Source organism: Rhodanobacter lindaniclasticus (assembly GCF_004799035.1).
GTDB classification, from domain to species: domain Bacteria; phylum Pseudomonadota; class Gammaproteobacteria; order Xanthomonadales; family Rhodanobacteraceae; genus Rhodanobacter; species Rhodanobacter lindaniclasticus.
This window is the reverse complement of sequence record NZ_MWIO01000011.1, coordinates 44,251-60,317: the sequence shown is the minus strand read 5'-3', so window position 1 is coordinate 60,317 and position 16,067 is coordinate 44,251. Positions and strand designations below refer to the sequence as shown.

The following is a 16,067-nucleotide window of genomic DNA, read 5'->3' as shown; positions in this document are numbered from 1 at the left end:
GACGACGCTGAGCGAATGAGGTCTACTGGCGCGGTTTATACCCTGGTCCGAGTCGGCACCATCGACTCAACAAGACCGTCTAAGGAAATGCAGTCTGGCAACGTTCGACGCCGCATCAAACTGACCACGCAGCACGCAGGACAAACCGATCACCAGCAGTCGCCCGAAAGCTCAGGGCAAAAGCATCATGCGCCCGGGGTTGACGGGAAGTCTCCTAAGGAAATGCCGTGCCGCTCAGGCGCCTTCAAACGGCTTGGCTCGGCGCAGTCCTTCGCCCACCGCGGAAATACTCCCGGCGCCCACCGCGTCGGCGCTGTCCCCGCTGTCGAGCTTGCCGGCCCACGCCGGCATGACGCGCGGCCCTGGGAGATAGCGATGCCACACGCCATACCGCGGCTCCGCTCCCGACGCGAAAGTGAACGCCACCGGGACCCGAACCAGCCAATGGGGCGACGTGGCGCCACTCGCCGGAGCCGGCACGTTGAATGTCCAGTCGCGCGCTGCGCTCACCGCGGCCTGGGCGAGCGCATGGCGCCAGCGACCCATCTCGCGGTCGCCGCCGACGACGCCCAGATTGACCTGTTCGGCGTCGACATGCTGCACCCGCCCCACGTGATCGATCGCCAGCAACAGGTAAACCGTACCCCAGGCCCGCGCATTGGCGGCCAGTGCCGGGTAGGCGGGAGGGGGCCGCCGCTTGTAGCTGATCGGCGGGCTGTCGGCGGCAGCGTGGGACGACGGCCGACCGAAATTGGTGCCGGCAACGCTCAGGGCAAACTCGTCGTTGCCCAGCGGCTTCGCCACCACACGCAGATCCATCGCCGCCTGGGCAATCACCGGCTGGCCAGCGCGAGCGACCGGCTCGAACCGCCACTTGGGCACGTTGCGGGCGATCAGGTTCACGACTTCTCGCGGCAGCTGTTCCGGGTGGTCCACGAGATAGCTCTTCACGCTGCCGTCCGCCGCCACCGTGATCGAACCGCGAACCAGCATGCTCGCCTGCATCTGCTCGCTTGCGGCACGCGGCCCTGCAGCCAGCGCAACCCCCGCCAGCATCATGCACAACAAACCCGGCATTCCGTACTTCATGCGTTGCGTCTCCCTGTCATGGATGGAGTCCTGCCGATGTCACGTCAGCCAGGTGTCAAGCGCAACGGCCTCGCATCAGCGTGCCAGTGCTCGATGCGTCACCAGTTCACGGTCCCGCCAGCGGTGTCGTCAATCGCAGCCCGTGGCCGACCTCGGCAAGGCTGCCCGTCGGAACCGCACTGGGATCACCCGCCCCGCCAGCTGACTCGGCCCACGCGGGAACGCTGCGCGGTCCCGGCACATAGGCATGCCATTCGCCATAATCCCTCGACGGTTGCATGGAGCCACCAGGAAGAACCTCGAACTGGATGGGCACCTGCGCCAGCCATGAAGACTTGGCAGCATCCGGGCCAGTGGTCGGAAGATTGAACGTCCATTGCCGCACGCCGCGAATGGCTGCATTGGCGAGTTCGATGCGCCACCATTTCATATCGTAGTCGTCGGCATAAGTGGCCAGATCGACCTGCTCGGCAGCAGCCTTCTCCACCTTTCCTTGGCGATTCACCTGAAGCAGCAGGTAGACCGTACCGCTTACGTGTGCCCTGGCAAGGCGCTGCGGATAATCGGGCGGCGGCTGCCGCCTGATGGTGAGGGTTTCCCCGCTGGAACCGCCCGGCGACGCCGGCGTATCAAACTCGGCCGCGGCAAGACGAACCTGGTACCGGTCCTTTGCCCGCTGGCTGGCGACCATGCGCAGGCTCATGTTTGCCCTGACCTTCGCCACCGGGGCTGCACCCGTTTCGGCAAGCTCAAACTGCCAACCGGAGACCGACTGATCAATGAGCTTGACCACACCAGGCGGCAGCTTGGATGGCTGATCCAGTTCGTACTGCTCCACCTTGCCCGTAGGTGCGATCTCCACCCAACCGGTAACCAGCAAGCTGGCCTCCACCCGGGGACGGTCTCCAGCCGGCGTGGCGGCCATGGCCATACCGGACAAGAGCACACAACACCAACCCAGCGAAACGCGCTTCATCGTTTGTCCCCTTGATGCCAAACCTTGGCCGAGTCTAGCGCCGCGAATGAAACTGCATGCGCACCGCCGGCGTGCCCAGGCGCCAGCTCAACCACAGCAGCACCGGCACGGCGAGGCCTTTCAGCACGAGGGCGAGCAGATAGCTGCGGCGTGCGTGCAGCACGGCCTGCTGCAGGGCGGCCTGGTCATGCAGCTGGCCCAGGGCGTCGCGGCTGGCCTGCAGCAGTTGCGGCCATTGCGCCAGCATCGCGCCGCCGCTGGCCAGCATCCACAGCGCCAGCACCGCGGCGGCCACGCGCATGGCCGGGCGCGCCCAGGCCTGGCGCAGGATGCAGCCGGCGCACAGCACGATCAGCACGAATGCGGCTGTCAAATACGCAAGGTCCCAGGCCAGCAGGCGATACAGCGTGTGCACGGCGGTGCTGTCCGGCGCGTAGGCGTGGCGCTGGCCCCACAGCAGTTGCGCGTGGGTGAGGTACTGCACGCAACCGAACGCCGCCAACAACAGCAGCAACCACACCAGCACGCGCCACAGCATGAAGCGGCGACCGCGCGACAGCGGCTCCGCACGCATCGCCACCGGCATCAGGGCGCCGCCTTGAGTGAGTCCAGGTCCGCCAGCACCTGGGTCGAGTTCTTTTCCGGGTCGACGTCTGGGTAGACCTTGGCGACGCGGCCCTGCGGATCGATCAGGAAGGTGGTCCGCCTGGCGTAGTGCATGCCCAGGCGAGAGACGAGCACGCCATAGGCGGTGGAGACCTTGCGGTCGGCATCGGACAGCAAGGGGAACGGCACGCGGTACTTCGCGGCGAACTCGGCGTGGGACTTGACGTCGTCCAGGCTCACGCCGACCACGCCGGCACCGGCCTGGCGCAGCTTGGCGATGTCATCGCGGAACGTGCATACCTCGGTGGTGCAGCCGGGGGTGAAGTCCTTCGGGTAGAAATACAGCACCAGCCAGTGGCCGTGGTAATCGGCGGGACTGCGCCAGTGGCCAGCCTGGTCCTGCAGACGGAAGGCCGGGGCGGTCTGGCCCACCTGCGGGCTGGCGGCAAACGCCGGCGCCACGAAGGCGCACAACAGCGACAGGATGATGAGACGCGCGAGGCGGCGCATGGCGGTTTCTCCACGATGGAAGACGGGATGACCCAGGCAGTGTAGCGCCGCTGAAAAGACGAAGGCGCCCGAGGGGCGCCTTCGTGGCCCGCGCTGCAGGAACGATCAGGGGCGACTGATGGTGAACTTGCCTACCGAGACGCCCAGGTTGACGCCCTCGCCGGTACCGGCCAGCGCCAGCGAGACGGTGCCCTTGGTCAGCACCTGCGCCTGCGAGCTCTTCACCACGCCGGCCTCGGCGCCGGCCTGGGCGTAGTCGCCGAAGACATCGGCGATGCCGTGCACGTTGCTGATCTCGCCCTTGCCGCCGTTGATGCGGTACTTGCCGGCGGTGAGGCCGCCGCCGACCACGGCGATCTTGACGTTGGCGTGCTGGCCGTTGTCGCAGGTGATGCTGCCGGTGCCTTCGGCATGCTTGTACAGCAGCGACCAGCCGGACAGGTTGTAGACCATGTCGCATTTCACGCTGGCGTCGGCGGCATGGGCGTTGCCGGCCGGCAGCACGGTCATCGCGCCGGCGCAGGCCAGCACCAGGGCAGCCATTCCAAAGGTGGACTTGATCATGGGCTTTGCTCCTTAGTGATGTGGGGGGATGGGAGGCGGCACCGGTCTCTGGCCGCGGTGGCCGCCCGCTCGTCGCGCTGCGGCAACGACGTGCAAAGCGTGTGCATCGTCGCGTGACAATCGCGTGCAGGGTGATGAACCGCCGTTCATCTGCGGCACGCTGCGGCATGCCGGTTGCCTCGCGACGTGCGCTCGCCGTAGGGTGGAGGTCGCAGCGCAAGGAGATCGAGATGATCAAGTATTCCCTGGTGGGTTACGACGGCTCGGACGCGTCACGGCGGGCATTCCGGTTCGCGGTCGAGCTGGCCCGCTGCACCGGCGGCCGCGTGCGGGTGGTGTGGGTGCTGCAGGTCAGCGAAGGCGGCGCCGACGCCTGCGCGCTGATGATGGCCGACTCCGGCACCCAGCGCGCGCAGGAGCTGCTGGCCGAGCTGACCACGACCGTGCCGGACTCGGCGGAGCTGGTGGACATCGAACTGACCCACGGCAGCCCCGGCGACGTGCTGCTCAGCCAGGTCGACGAGCACGGCGTGGACCACATCGTGATCGGCCACACCGAACGCGGCGCGCTGGCGCGCTGGCTGCTTGGCTCGGTCTCCGGCAACGTGCTGGCGCGCGCGCACGTGCCGGTGACGATCGTGCGCTGAGAGAGTCTCTCAATGATCGGCCGCCGCCGGCGCTTCGCGTGGTTCGGCGTCGATCTTGCGCTGCGCCTCCTGCGTGACGCGCAATTGCTTGACGTCGACCGGCCGGATCTGCGTGATCATGCACGGCATGTATGACCGCCCGGTCAACACCTTGTCGAAGCGGGTGAACACGGTGCCGGAACTGGAAGTCAGGCCGATCGCCTGGGTGAACCGCAGGTTCTGGCAGGGGCCGTCGAGATCCAGCAGCCACGCTTCGCTCGGCCGGGTGTACACCACCACCTGGCTGTCACCCAACGGTTCCCACGACCACAGGGTGAAGAAATGGAAACTGCGCACGGGCGTACCGGCGGCGCTGGCGTAGGCCTCCTGGCGCTGCTGTTCGCGCTGCGCCAGGGGCACGCTGGAGCAGGCCGCCAGCACGGCGACCAGCGCGAAAACGATGCAGGAACGGAACATGGACATGGTCGATCCTCGACAGCCAAGGTATCACCGACAACGCGCAAGAACGGATGGCGTGTACCGCGTCGTGCTCAGCGTTTGGCTGCCTTGCCCACCGGCTGCCACCTGGCGGGGTCGAAACCGCCGACTTCGTAGACCAGGCGGCGGTCCCTGGTGCCATCCACCAGGGTCACGTCCAGCTCCAGCTTGCGGGTCTTCTCCAGCAGCGCGATGAAGGCCTTGTCGTCGCGGATCATCAGCGCAGGTTCGCCGCCGTCCGGGGCGAACGCCTTGATCCGCACCGGCTTGCCGTCGGCCCGGCCGGCGATGGTGCAGTTGCGGCGGCACACGAAGCCGGGCTTGCTGCCGTAGAGGAAGGCACTCTGACCCCAGCTGGTGTGCCGGCGCAGCACCAGGCGCACTGGCTCGCCATCGTCGCCCTCGCTGTAGATGCTCGCCGTCGATTGCGTGCCGCCGGCCATCGGCGCGACCTGGTAGGTCCACAGCGCGGCCAGCCGGTTCTTCTCGCTGTTCTCCTTGTAGCGCTTCTCGATCGCCGGCAGCGTCTGCATCACTTCCTTCGCCGCATCGCTGTGCGGGAAACGCTGCACGATGTCCTTGCCCATCGTCACCACCATCTCGTCGTTGTGCAGTTTTAGCAACTGGCGATAGGTGTCGAGGTTGCGCGCCGCGGTGGCGGCATCGACTGCGGCTTTCTGCTGCTGCGCGGTGAGCTCGGGCGTGCCCGGGCCTTGCGAACAGCCGGCGAGCAGCACGGCACAGAAAACCAGCGGGGCACAACGGAGCAGGACGCGATTCATCGACGGCGTACCAGGCAAAGAGCAGCGGCTAGCTTGGAACGATCCGCGGTCGCCGTGCAACCGCATCGCCGATATCAGTTCTCGCCGGGCATGATCGAATCCACGCTTTCGACCCGCCGGATCCGATCCAGCCATACCCGCTGGTGCCACGCCGGCACATCCGGGCGCTGCAGTTGCACCTCGGCATTGATGCCCTCGCGGCCCTGCGGGTCGCGGAATACCTGCACGCTCGGCCGTACGCTGACCACGCCGTCGCAGCTGCTGCCGTCGCTCAGCAACAGCACCACGTGGCGATTGGCGGGCAGCTGGTGCACGAGTGCCTCGATTCGTTCGATGGCGTCCTCGGCGACGAAGACGCAGGGTGTGTTGCGGCCCATGCGCGGCTCCTCGATGATCAGTGCGATCCCGATCCTGGCCGCATCCGTGGCAAGGGCGCGTCAACGTACCGGACCGCGGCCACCCCGGGAACGGATATCCCGCCAGCCTGCCGACCTTCGGAGCCGCCGGTGATCACCACCTCGCCCAGCGAATTCCTGCATGCCTTCGCCGCCCTGGCACCACGCCCGGGTGCCGCCGCCACGGCACGCGCGGCCTTCATGGTGGCCCCGGCGGAGTTCGCGCTGGCGGCGGAATCGGCACGCGACAACCGCTACATGGACATGGACACCAGCGTCGACGCGCTCGAGGCGCTGGCCCAGCACGACGCCCTGGCGCAAGCCTTGCGCGCGGACCTGCCGGTGATCACCTTCCCCGGCGATCCGGCCACGCCCGACGCCGTGTTCCCGAACAACGTGTTCGCCACCGCGCCCGGGCGACTGATCGTCGGCCGCATGCGCCATCCGGTGCGCCGGCGCGAGGCCGAACGCGCCGACATCCGCGCGTTCTTCGGCGAGGTGTTGGGTTACGACGAGGTCGACCTGTCCGGCTGCGATGGCCTGGTCGCCGAACTGACCGGCTCGCTGGTCATCGACCGCGCCCGCGGCGTCGGCTACTGCGGCCTCAGCGAACGCTGCGACATGGCCGGCGCGCAGGCCATGCACCAAGCGTTCGAGCTGCAGCTGACCTATTGCTTCGAGTTGGCCGAAGCCGAGTACCACACCAACGTGTTGCTAACCCTGCTCGCGGGCCGCGCCGCGATCATCGCCGCCGATGGTTTCCGTGATCCGGCCGCAGCGCAGGCGATCGCGGCTGCGTACGCCGATCGCGCGATCTGGCTGACGCCGGCACAGAAGCAGGCATTCGCGGGCAACGCGATCACGCTCTCCGACGAACGCGTGTGGATGAGCGCCGGCGCCGCCGCCGCGTTGACCGACGCGCAGCGCGAGGCGCTGGCCGGCTACGGCTTCGCGCTCGGGACGGTGGCACTGGACGAGATCGAGAAGGCCGGCGGCAGCCTGCGCTGCTGCGTCGGCGAGATCTACTGAATCGGCGGTCCCGGCGAAAGTCCGCGGGATTCGCCACGGGCAGCGCCAGCCTCCTTGCGCAAGCAAAGCGCGACGCCAGCGCCCGTGCCCATCGCGCAAGACGCAACGCGGTTTCGTCGCCCGCCGCGGAGGCGGCAGCCGGATGACCTCGACGGTGCGCCGGGCGGCGCAGTTTACGCCTCGCTCACGACGGCATTGGCACGCTGTACCACCAGGTCGTCGAGGAGAACACCGATGCGCAAGCACGACATCGAACGCCAGCTTCGCGACGCCGGCGAACACGCCGGCGAGCAGGTGCGCCGCTACACCGACGGCGCCAGCGAGCGGGCACACACCCTGTACGACCGCGCGCGCGACCTGCGCGCCCGCTGGGGCCAGCGCGGCGATGCCTACGGCCGCCGGCTGTCGCATACCGCCGAGGATCTTGCCGACGAGGCGAACTACCACTATCGCCGGCTGCGCCGCCAGGTAAACCGCCACCCGCTGGCCACCGCGGCGATCGTCGCCGGCACCCTCGGCGCCTTCCTGCTGCTGCGCCGCGCCTTCCGCAGCGACGACGACGAGTGAGCACCGGCGCTTCGCCGGCAAACCGCAGGCGCCCGCCACCGGCGGCTTGCCGCCTGGCCGTCCGCCGGCCGTGCCGCCGCTGCTAAGCTGGATCACCGCCCGCGGCCGGCCGATCCATGCGTTCGAAAGACCTCTCCTTCCATCACCCGCTGGCATTCTGGCTCGGCTGCGCGGCGGTGATCGCCGGGGTGCTGGCGCACCTGCCGATGCTGGCGATGGCCGCGCCGATGCACTTCCGCCTCGCCGGCATGCCGATGGACAAGCTGATGCTGACCGGCATGGCGCTGGTGCCGCTCGGCGTACTGCTCGCCGGCTACGGCCTGATGCCGCGGCTGCAGCAGATGCGGCGCACGCTGCATCCCGCGCGTGAGCCGCTGCCGTTCCACGCGGCCGACCACGTGCCGCTCAACCGCGAGCACTGGAAGCTGGTCGGCGTGCTCACCGTCGCGCTGGCGGTGGACGTGATGAAACCGGCCACGATCGGCTTCGTGATGCCGGGCCTGTCGGCCGAGTACGGCATCAGCGGCGCGACCGCCGGCTGGCTGGCGCTGTCGGCGCTGACCGGCACCGTGGTCGGCTCGATCGTGTGGGGCCGGCTCGGCGACCTGTTCGGCCGCCGCGCCACGATCCTGCTGTCGGCGCTGATGTTCATGGGCACGGCGATCTGCGGCGCGATGCCGAGCTTCGGCTGGAACCTGGTGATGTGCTTCATGATGGGCGCGGCCGCCGGCGGCATGCTGCCGATCACCTTCGCCCTGATGGCCGAAACCATCCCGACCCGCCATCGGGGCTGGCTGCTGGTGGCGCTGGGCGGGGTCGGCACCTCGGCCGGCTACCTGCTGGCCTCCGGCGCCGCCGCGCTGTTCGAGCCGACCTGGAGCTGGCGCGCGCTGTGGCTGCTGAACCTGCCCACCGGCGCGCTGATCATCCTGCTCAACCGCTACATCCCCGAGTCGCCGCGCTTCCTCGCCCTGGCCGGGCTGGAGGAGCAGGCGCGCGCGGTGCTGCAGCGCTTTTCCGGCAGCGCGGCGGTGCTGGCCGTCGCGCACGCCGGCGACGCCGCCCACGCGCGCGCGCCGGCGACCGCGCGCATCGGCCTGCGCCAGCTGCTGCGCGGCCGGCACGCGGCGATCAGCTGGGGCCTGATGACGTGCGCGGTGGCCTGGGGCCTGGCGAACTTCGGCTTCCTGCTGTGGCTGCCGGCGAACCTGGTCGCGCTGGGCATCGACGCGCAGGCCAGCGCCGCGCTGCTGGCGCGCTCGGCGATCATCGCCCTGCCCGGCATCGCCCTGGTGGTATGGGCCTACCAGCGCTGGAGCAGCATCCGCAGCCTGGTGCTGTTCATCGCGCTGACCGCGGCGTCGCTGCTGTTCTTCTTCGCCATCGCGCTGGCCGACCTGCGCTCGACGACGCTGACCGTGGTCGGCACGGCGGCGCTGCTGCTGAGCATCAGCGGGGTGATCGCCACGTTGATCCCGTACGCGGCGGAGATCTATCCGGTGCACCTGCGCAGTACCGGCGCGGGGCTGATCGCCGGCGGCTCGAAGTTCGGCGGCATCCTCGGCGCGCTGATCGGCGTGGCCGGCCTGTTCGAGCACTTCATGCTGTCGGCGCTGCTGCTCGCGCTGCCGATGGCGCTGGCCGGCTGGATGCTCGCCCGCCGCGGCATCGAGACGCGTGGCCACGGGCTGGAGGCGATCCAGCAGGCGCTGTCGGCGGAATAGCGCGCAGCGAAAAGCCGCCCCGAAGGGCGGCTTTCCGGATCGCACCGCGGGGTACTCAGACGGTCAGCGGGTTCGGCTTGTCCGGATCGAGCTTGTACTCGCGGATCGCGCGGGCCACGTCCTTGGCGTTGACCTTGCCCTCCTTCGCCAGCGCGGCCAGCGCGGCGTGGGCGATCCAGTAGCGGCTGATCTCGAAGAACTCGCGCAGGTGCTCGCGGGTATCGGAGCGGCCATAGCCGTCCGCGCCCAGCGCGGTGAAGGAGCGACCCTCGGGCATGAAGGCACGCACCTGGTCGACCACGCCGCGCACGTATTCGCTGGCGGCGATCACCGGGCCGTCGCGCCCGGCCAGATTGGCGGTGACGTGCGGCACGCGCTGTTCCGCTTCCGGGTGCAGGCGGTTCCAGCGTTCGCAGTCGAAACCGTCGCGCGACAGTTCGCTGAAGCTGGGGCAGGACCAGATGTCGGCCTTCACGCCGAAATCGGCGTCCAGCAGCTCGGCCGCCGCGATCGCCTCGATCAGCGAGCCGCCGGCCGCCATCAGCTGCACGCGCGGCGCGCCGTTCTTGCCCTTGCCCTTGCCCGTGGCGCCCGCGTCGCGGAACAGATACATGCCCTTGACGATGCCGTCGTAGCAGCCCTCGGGCATGTCCGGATGGACATAGTTCTCGTTGGTGGTGGTGATGTAATAGAAGACGTCCTGCTGGTCCTCGTACATCTCCTTGACGCCGTGATGCAGCAGCACCGCCACCTCGTACGACCAGGTCGGGTCGTAGGCGCGGCAGTTGGGGAAGGTGCCGGCCATCAGGTGCGAGGCGCAATCCGAATGCTGCAGGCCTTCGCCGGGGAAACTGGCGCCGGCGGTGGCGCCGACCAGGAAGCCGCGCGCGCGCTGGTCACCGGCGGCCCAGATCAGATCGCCGATGCGGCGGAAGCCGAAGAACGAGTAGTAGATGAAGAACGGCAGCATCGGCTGGTTGGACAGCGAATAGCTGGTGCCCGCCGCGATCCAGGCCGACACGCCGCCGGCCTCGGAGATGCCTTCCTGCAGCACCTGGCCGTCCTGCGCCTCGCGGTAGTACAGCAGCTGGTCGGCGTCCTGCGGACGGTACTTCTGGCCGAACGGTGCGTAGATGCCGATCTGGCGGAACATGCCCTCCATGCCGAAGGTGCGCGCCTCGTCGGCCACGATCGGCACCACGCGCGGACCGAGCTGCTTGTCGCGCAGCAAGAGGTTCATGCCGCGCACCAGCGCCATGGTGTTGGAGATCTCGCGCTCGCCGCTGCCCTTGGTGATCTGCTCGAACGCCGACAGTTCCGGCGCCTTGCACGGCACGTCGGTGCGGCGGCGGCGCTGCGGCAGGAAGCCGCCCAGCGCGCGGCGGCGCTCCTGCATGTATTCCACCTCCGGCGACTTCGGGCCGGGGTGGTAGTACGGCACGCTGTCGAGCTTGTCGTCGGGCACCGGGATCTGGAAGCGGTCGCGGAAGGTGCGCACGGCGTCGCCGGTCATCTTCTTCTGCTGGTGGGTGGGGTTCTCCGCCTCGCCCGAGCCGATGCCCATGCCGTAGCCCTTCACCGTCTTGGCCAGGATCACCGTGGGCATGCCCTTGGTGTTCACCGCCGCGTGGTAGGCGGCGTAGACCTTGTGCGGGTCGTGGCCGCCGCGGTTGAGGCGCCAGACGTCGTCGTCGCTGAAGTTGGCCACCATCTCGCGGGTCTGCGGGTACTTGCCGAAGAAATGCTCGCGCGTGTAGGCGCCACCGAAGGCCTTGCAGGCCTGGTACTCGCCGTCCACGGTTTCCATCATCAGCTTGCGCAGCGTGCCGTCCTTGTCGCGTGCCAGCAGCGCATCCCAGTAGCTGCCCCAGATCACCTTGATGGCGTTCCAGCCGGCGCCGCGGAACACGCCCTCCAGTTCCTGGATGATCTTGCCGTTGCCGCGCACCGGGCCGTCCAGCCGCTGCAGGTTGCAGTTGATCACGAAGATCAGGTTGTCCAGGCCCTCGCGACCGGCCAGCGAGATCGCACCCAGCGACTCCGGCTCGTCCACTTCACCGTCGCCGAGGAAGCACCACACCTTGCGGTCGGTCCTGGGCATCAGGCCGCGGTTCTCGAGGTAACGGAAGAACTGCGCCTGGTAGATCGCCTGGATCGGGCCCAGCCCCATCGACACGGTGGGCACCTGCCAGTAATCCGGCATCAGCCACGGGTGCGGATAGGAGGTGAGCGACTGCTTGCCGCCGACCACGTCGGCGCGGAACAGGTCCAGCCGCTCCTCGTCGATGCGGCCTTCGAGGAAGGAGCGCGCGTAGATGCCGGGGCTGATGTGGCCCTGGTAACCGATCAGGTCGCCGGGATGGTCGGCGCTGGGGGCGCGCCAGAAATGGTTGAAGCCCACGTCGTACAGCGTGGCCGAGGAGGCGAAGCTGGCGATGTGGCCGCCCAGCGACCCGGGCTTGCGGTTGGCGCGCACCACCATGGCCATCGCGTTCCAGCGGATCAGGCAGCGGATGCGCCACTCCATCGCCGCGTCGCCGGGGCTCTTGGCCTCCATCCCGGGCGGGATCGTGTTGACGTATTCGGTGGTGGGGTTGAACGGCAGGTAGCCACCGGAACGACGGGTGGTGTCGACCATCTTTTCCAGCAGGTAATGCGCGCGTTCGGTGCCGTCGTGCTGGATCACCGCGTCGAGCGAATCGATCCACTCGCGGGTTTCGATGGGGTCGGGATCCTGGTCCAGGATTTCGTCGAGCTGATCCATGAGATTCTCCACGGCACCGTCGGGCGGGCCTGCAAAAGGTTCGCGCCGCCGGGGTCGCGGCGCGACAACACGTGAGTTTAGCCGCTAAGCCCGAGCCGCCGCCAATGGACGATCCGTGCGCCGGCGCATGGGCTGCCGGGGCCGCTCAACCGCGCCGGCTGCCCTGCGCGGCGCGGATCTGCGCATCGACCGCCGCCACCGCCGTCATGTTGACGATGCGGCGCACGGTGGAGGCCGGGGTGAGGATGTGCGCGGAGCGGTTCACGCCCATCAGGATCGGCCCGATCGAGACGCCGTCGGTCATCACCCGCACGATGTTGTAGGCGATGTTGGCCGCATCCAGGTTCGGCATCACGTAGAGATTGGCGCGGCCGCTGAGCGTGGTGTGCGGGAACATGCGCAGGCGCAGCGCCTCGTCCCAGGCGGTGTCGGCCTGCATCTCGCCGTCCATGTCCAGCTTGGGTGCGCGCGCCTTGAGGATCTGCCAGGCCTTGCGCATCTTGGCCGCGCTGGGGTTGTCGTGGCTGCCGTAGTTGGAGTGCGAGAGCAGCGCCACCTTGGGCTCGATGCCGAAGTTCTTCAGGCGGTAGCAGGCCTGCAGCGTTGCCTCGGCGATCTGCTCGGCGGTGGGGTCGACCTGCACGTGGGTATCGAGGAAGAACCACGCGCCCTTGTCGTTGATCACGCCGCTCATTGCCGAGGTGCACGACACGCCCGGGTCGAGCCCGAACACGCTGCGCAGATAGCCGAGCTTCTTGTGGTAGCGGCCCACGATGCCGCAGATCAGCGCGTCCGCCTCGCCGCGCTCGACCATCATCGCGGCGATCAGGGTCGGCCGCGAGCGCAGCAGGTTCTTCGCCGCGGCGGGGCTGACGCCGCGCCGTTCGGTCATCGCGTGGTATTGCTGCCAGTAGTCGTTGAAGCGCGGATCGTCGTGGATGTTGGTCAGTTCGAAATCCACGCCGGCGCGCATGCGCAGGCCGAGCCGCTGGATGCGCGTGTCGATCACCTCCGGGCGGCCGATCAGGATCGGCCACGCGATGCGCTCGTCGATCACCGTCTGCACCGCGCGCAGCACGATCTCCTCCTCGCCCTCGGCGTAGGCCACGCGCTTGCAGTCCGCGCGGGCGCGTTCGTACACCGGCTTCATCAGCAGGCCGGTGCGGTAGATGAACTGGCCGAGCTTCTCCTTGTAGGCATCCATGTCCTGGATCGGCCGGGTGGCCACGCCCGAGTCCATTGCCGCCTGCGCCACCGCGGGCGCCAGCATCACCAGCAGGCGCCGGTCGAACGGGCGCGGGATCAGGTACTCGGGACCGAAACAGGGGATCTCGCCGCCGTAGGCACTGCCCAGGTCAGAGGCTTCCATGCGTGCCAGCGCGGCGATCGCGCGCACGCAGGCGGTCTTCATCGCCTCGTTGATCACGGTGGCGCCCACGTCCAGCGCACCGCGGAAGATGTACGGGAAGCACAGCGCGTTGTTGACCTGGTTCGGGTAATCCGACCGGCCGGTGGCAATGATGCAGTCCGGCCGCACCGCCTTGGCGTCTTCCGGGGTGATCTCCGGGCTCGGGTTGGCCAGCGCCAGGATCACCGGTCGATCGGCCATGGTGGCGACCATTTCCGGCTTGAGGATGCCGCCGGCGGAGAGGCCCAGGAACACGTCGGCACCGGCCACGATCTCGGCCAGGCTGCGCTTGGGCGTGTCGCGCGCGTAGCGCGCCTTGTCCGGGTCCAGATTGGTGCGGCCGGTATGGATCACGCCCTCGCGGTCGAACGCGAGGATGTTCTCCGGCCGCACGCCCAGCGCCACCAGCATGTCGAGGCAGGCGATGCCGGCCGCGCCGGCGCCGGTGGTGGCGAGCCTGATCTCGCCGATGTCCTTGCCGACCACTTCCAGCGCGTTGACCAGGGCGGCGCCGACGATGATCGCGGTGCCGTGCTGGTCGTCGTGGAACACCGGGATCTTCATCCGCTCGCGCAGCTTGCGCTCGACGATGAAGCACTCCGGCGCCTTGATGTCCTCCAGGTTGATGCCGCCGAAGGTTGGCTCCAGGCTGGCGATGATGTCGACCAGCTTGTCCGGGTCGTGCTCGTCGATCTCGATGTCGAACACGTCGATGCCGGCGAACTTCTGGAACAGGATGCCCTTGCCCTCCATCACCGGCTTGGCCGCCAGCGGGCCGATGTTGCCCAGGCCCAGCACGGCGGTGCCGTTGGTGATCACCGCCACCAGATTGGAGCGCACGGTGTATTCCGCGGCGGTGGTGGGATCCTCGACGATCGCGTCACAGGCCGCCGCCACGCCCGGCGAATACGCCAGCGACAGGTCGCGCTGGGTCAGCAGGGCGGTGGTCGGGGTGATCTTGATCTTGCCCGGCCGCGGGTGACGGTGATACTCCAGCGCGGCAAGGCGCAGTTCTTCGGGGAGGGCCATGGGAAGGGCTTTTTTCCAGTGAGTGGGCGCCATCGCGCGAGCGTGGATGGCTGGCGAGAATGTTAGCACCTGGGCCTGCGTCGCTGGCCCGTGCGCGGCACCATCACGCACCCGGCAGCAGGTCGTCCTCGCGCACCCGATCCATGTGGATGCCGTTGATGAAGACCGAGAACGCCAGCTTGCCGGCCAGCCCGTGCACGTGCTGCATCCACGGCGGCAGCCAGCGCGGCGGCAGGATCGCGCCGGAGGCGAAATGCGGCTGCAGGCTGATCACGTCGTGCAGCGCCAGCTTGCCGGCGAACAGGTAGCGCAGCAGGTCCAGCCGGCGCTGGCGCAAGGCCCAGCGGAAGAACGTGTGCACGGTGAGCAGGCCGGACAGGTAGACGTTGTCCTTGGCGAACACCGCGCCACCGCCCGGCGGCACGCCGCGGAACACCCGCTGCGCCGAGTGGAAGCTGTCGGCCACGCTCTGCCCGCGCGCGTGGAAGTAGCGGTAGACCTCGACGAAATCGGCGCCGCCCAGCGCCATGTCGATCGCCACGATGCGCAGGCTGATGCGCTTGAGCCGGGCGATGTCGATCGCGCCGGAGATCAGCTCGGCGAACACCGCCAGCCCTTCCTGGGTGGCGGTGACCCGCGGCGAGGTGCGCCCCAGCGACGCCAGCAGCGGCTGGCGCCGCCCGTTCAGCGCGGTCAGCGAGTGCACGAAGGCCTCGTGCGCCAGCAACTGGTGATGATCGTACTGGCTGAAGCTGACGCCGCCGCGCAAGCGGATGCGGGTGGCGCCGGCCGCGGCCTTGGCGGTGAGCTCGGGATCGACCTCGACGCGGATCATGTCGTCGCCGAAGAAGACATCCAGCGTCTCGGCCAGCGCCGCGCGCAGCACCTCGGCGTCGATGCCGCCGCCATCGTCTGCGAGCAGATCGGCACCCAGCTCGTCGGACAACTCGACGAAATAGCGCGCCGCATCCAGGTTGCTGCGCTGGCTGCCGGGGATGCGATCGTCCGGCTTGCCGTACAACGCGATCGACGGCGCGGTCACGCCGGCCGTACCCACCGCCTCGAGCATCTGCGCGGCGACCTGCCACGACTCGGCGGTGCGGCGCAGGTACTCGCCCAGCGGATCGCCCGCACCGACCTCCACCGCCGCTGCCTCGATTGCCGCCAGCTCGGCGCGCGCCGCCGCCAGCTCGGGCACCTGGTAGGACACCGCGGGCAGGCTGAAACGGCCCTGGCCGTAGGCCTCGATCATGCGGTTTTCCAGCGACGCCGGCCATGCCACCGTCGACAGGATGTGGATGCCACGCACGGCCGCCAGCAAGCGCTGGTCCAGCGCCGCGTAGCGCTGCAGCTCCGGGTCGATGGCCACATTCACGACGGCGGCCCGCAGCGCAGGCATCGAGCCCGCCACGCGACCGGTGCATCCCCGTTGCCCTTGCCCGCCTTCATCGACCCCATGCCCTCGCTGGCCTTCCGCCGGTCGGCCGAAGAGACATCATG

General features: G+C 68.8%; 15 protein-coding genes. 4 read left to right on the top strand and 11 right to left on the bottom strand.

The window, feature by feature from the left end; translation table 11 throughout:
* Nucleotides 1-234: 234 nt before the first annotated feature.
* The 5 genes from B1991_RS03295 to B1991_RS03275 form a co-directional block, all read right to left on the bottom strand.
* A complete protein-coding gene (locus tag B1991_RS03295; protein ID WP_136257282.1) occupies nucleotides 235-1,089 on the bottom strand; it encodes an energy transducer TonB in 855 nt (284 codons plus the stop codon).
* A 106-nt stretch (nucleotides 1,090-1,195) separates the two neighbouring features.
* Nucleotides 1,196-2,065: an energy transducer TonB gene (locus B1991_RS03290; protein ID WP_136257281.1), complete on the bottom strand. Its 870-nt coding sequence runs from the start codon at nucleotides 2,063-2,065 to the stop codon at nucleotides 1,196-1,198.
* 34 nt (nucleotides 2,066-2,099) lie between these two features.
* Nucleotides 2,100-2,651, bottom strand: coding sequence for a hypothetical protein (locus tag B1991_RS03285; protein WP_136257280.1), 552 nt, complete (start codon nucleotides 2,649-2,651; stop codon nucleotides 2,100-2,102).
* Nucleotides 2,651-3,181, bottom strand: a complete 531-nt coding sequence (locus B1991_RS03280; protein ID WP_136257279.1) for a peroxiredoxin — start codon at nucleotides 3,179-3,181, stop codon at nucleotides 2,651-2,653. The genes B1991_RS03285 and B1991_RS03280 overlap by 1 nt, the downstream gene beginning before the upstream one ends.
* A gap of 105 nt (nucleotides 3,182-3,286) precedes the next feature.
* Nucleotides 3,287-3,745, bottom strand: coding sequence for a hypothetical protein (locus B1991_RS03275; RefSeq protein WP_136257278.1), 459 nt, complete (start codon nucleotides 3,743-3,745; stop codon nucleotides 3,287-3,289).
* A 230-nt stretch (nucleotides 3,746-3,975) separates the two neighbouring features.
* Between B1991_RS03275 and B1991_RS03270 the strand changes: the two genes are divergently transcribed.
* A complete protein-coding gene (locus tag B1991_RS03270; RefSeq protein WP_136257277.1) occupies nucleotides 3,976-4,392 on the top strand; it encodes a universal stress protein in 417 nt (138 codons plus the stop codon).
* Nucleotides 4,393-4,401: 9 nt separating this feature from the next.
* On the opposite strand, the gene B1991_RS03265 is transcribed toward B1991_RS03270, so the two are convergent.
* From B1991_RS03265 to B1991_RS03255, 3 genes are all read right to left on the bottom strand, one after another.
* Nucleotides 4,402-4,854: a DUF6491 family protein gene (locus B1991_RS03265; protein WP_246031039.1), complete on the bottom strand. Its 453-nt coding sequence runs from the start codon at nucleotides 4,852-4,854 to the stop codon at nucleotides 4,402-4,404.
* 68 nt (nucleotides 4,855-4,922) lie between these two features.
* On the bottom strand, nucleotides 4,923-5,651 hold the full coding sequence (locus tag B1991_RS03260) for a hypothetical protein (RefSeq protein WP_136257276.1): 729 nt from the start codon (nucleotides 5,649-5,651) through the stop codon (nucleotides 4,923-4,925).
* A gap of 74 nt (nucleotides 5,652-5,725) precedes the next feature.
* Nucleotides 5,726-6,028, bottom strand: a complete 303-nt coding sequence (locus B1991_RS03255; protein ID WP_136257275.1) for a DUF3247 family protein — start codon at nucleotides 6,026-6,028, stop codon at nucleotides 5,726-5,728.
* A gap of 129 nt (nucleotides 6,029-6,157) precedes the next feature.
* Here B1991_RS03255 and B1991_RS03250 point away from each other — a divergent pair, with 129 nt between their 5' ends.
* From B1991_RS03250 to B1991_RS03240, 3 genes are all read left to right on the top strand, one after another.
* A complete protein-coding gene (locus tag B1991_RS03250; protein WP_136257274.1) occupies nucleotides 6,158-7,075 on the top strand; it encodes an arginine deiminase-related protein in 918 nt (305 codons plus the stop codon).
* Nucleotides 7,076-7,309: 234 nt separating this feature from the next.
* Complete coding sequence (locus B1991_RS03245; protein WP_136257273.1) at nucleotides 7,310-7,642, top strand: hypothetical protein; 333 nt, start codon at nucleotides 7,310-7,312, stop codon at nucleotides 7,640-7,642.
* A gap of 116 nt (nucleotides 7,643-7,758) precedes the next feature.
* Nucleotides 7,759-9,366, top strand: a complete 1,608-nt coding sequence (locus B1991_RS03240; protein ID WP_136257272.1) for an MFS transporter — start codon at nucleotides 7,759-7,761, stop codon at nucleotides 9,364-9,366.
* Nucleotides 9,367-9,421: 55 nt separating this feature from the next.
* Here the strand turns inward: B1991_RS03240 and aceE are convergent, their stop codons facing one another.
* The 3 genes from aceE to B1991_RS03225 all read right to left on the bottom strand — a co-directional run bounded on the left by aceE (nucleotide 9,422) and on the right by B1991_RS03225 (nucleotide 15,966).
* Nucleotides 9,422-12,130, bottom strand: a complete 2,709-nt coding sequence (gene aceE, locus B1991_RS03235) for a pyruvate dehydrogenase (acetyl-transferring), homodimeric type (RefSeq protein WP_136257271.1) — start codon at nucleotides 12,128-12,130, stop codon at nucleotides 9,422-9,424.
* A 145-nt stretch (nucleotides 12,131-12,275) separates the two neighbouring features.
* Nucleotides 12,276-14,567 carry an NADP-dependent malic enzyme gene (locus B1991_RS03230; protein WP_136257270.1) on the bottom strand — a complete coding sequence of 764 codons (2,292 nt, stop codon included), beginning with the start codon at nucleotides 14,565-14,567 and terminating at the stop codon, nucleotides 12,276-12,278.
* 103 nt (nucleotides 14,568-14,670) lie between these two features.
* Entirely contained in the window at nucleotides 14,671-15,966 is a 1,296-nt protein-coding gene (locus tag B1991_RS03225; RefSeq protein WP_136257269.1) for a peptidase MATCAP family protein, read from the bottom strand.
* Nucleotides 15,967-16,067 lie beyond the last annotated feature (101 nt).

What these genes read in the sequence shown, in the direction of transcription:
- B1991_RS03295 (WP_136257282.1), bottom strand. Translation starts at nt 1,089, where the DNA reads ATGAAGTACGGAATGCCGGGTTTGTTGTGCATGATGCTGGCGGGGGTT.
- B1991_RS03290 (WP_136257281.1), bottom strand. Translation starts at nt 2,065, where the DNA reads ATGAAGCGCGTTTCGCTGGGTTGGTGTTGTGTGCTCTTGTCCGGTATG.
- B1991_RS03285 (WP_136257280.1), bottom strand. Translation starts at nt 2,651, where the DNA reads ATGCCGGTGGCGATGCGTGCGGAGCCGCTGTCGCGCGGTCGCCGCTTC.
- B1991_RS03280 (WP_136257279.1), bottom strand. Translation starts at nt 3,181, where the DNA reads ATGCGCCGCCTCGCGCGTCTCATCATCCTGTCGCTGTTGTGCGCCTTC.
- B1991_RS03275 (WP_136257278.1), bottom strand. Translation starts at nt 3,745, where the DNA reads ATGATCAAGTCCACCTTTGGAATGGCTGCCCTGGTGCTGGCCTGCGCC.
- B1991_RS03270 (WP_136257277.1), top strand. Translation starts at nt 3,976, where the DNA reads ATGATCAAGTATTCCCTGGTGGGTTACGACGGCTCGGACGCGTCACGG.
- B1991_RS03265 (WP_246031039.1), bottom strand. Translation starts at nt 4,854, where the DNA reads ATGTCCATGTTCCGTTCCTGCATCGTTTTCGCGCTGGTCGCCGTGCTG.
- B1991_RS03260 (WP_136257276.1), bottom strand. Translation starts at nt 5,651, where the DNA reads ATGAATCGCGTCCTGCTCCGTTGTGCCCCGCTGGTTTTCTGTGCCGTG.
- B1991_RS03255 (WP_136257275.1), bottom strand. Translation starts at nt 6,028, where the DNA reads ATGGGCCGCAACACACCCTGCGTCTTCGTCGCCGAGGACGCCATCGAA.
- B1991_RS03245 (WP_136257273.1), top strand. Translation starts at nt 7,310, where the DNA reads ATGCGCAAGCACGACATCGAACGCCAGCTTCGCGACGCCGGCGAACAC.
- B1991_RS03240 (WP_136257272.1), top strand. Translation starts at nt 7,759, where the DNA reads ATGCGTTCGAAAGACCTCTCCTTCCATCACCCGCTGGCATTCTGGCTC.
- aceE (WP_136257271.1), bottom strand. Translation starts at nt 12,130, where the DNA reads ATGGATCAGCTCGACGAAATCCTGGACCAGGATCCCGACCCCATCGAA.
- B1991_RS03230 (WP_136257270.1), bottom strand. Translation starts at nt 14,567, where the DNA reads ATGGCCCTCCCCGAAGAACTGCGCCTTGCCGCGCTGGAGTATCACCGT.
- B1991_RS03225 (WP_136257269.1), bottom strand. Translation starts at nt 15,966, where the DNA reads ATGCCTGCGCTGCGGGCCGCCGTCGTGAATGTGGCCATCGACCCGGAG.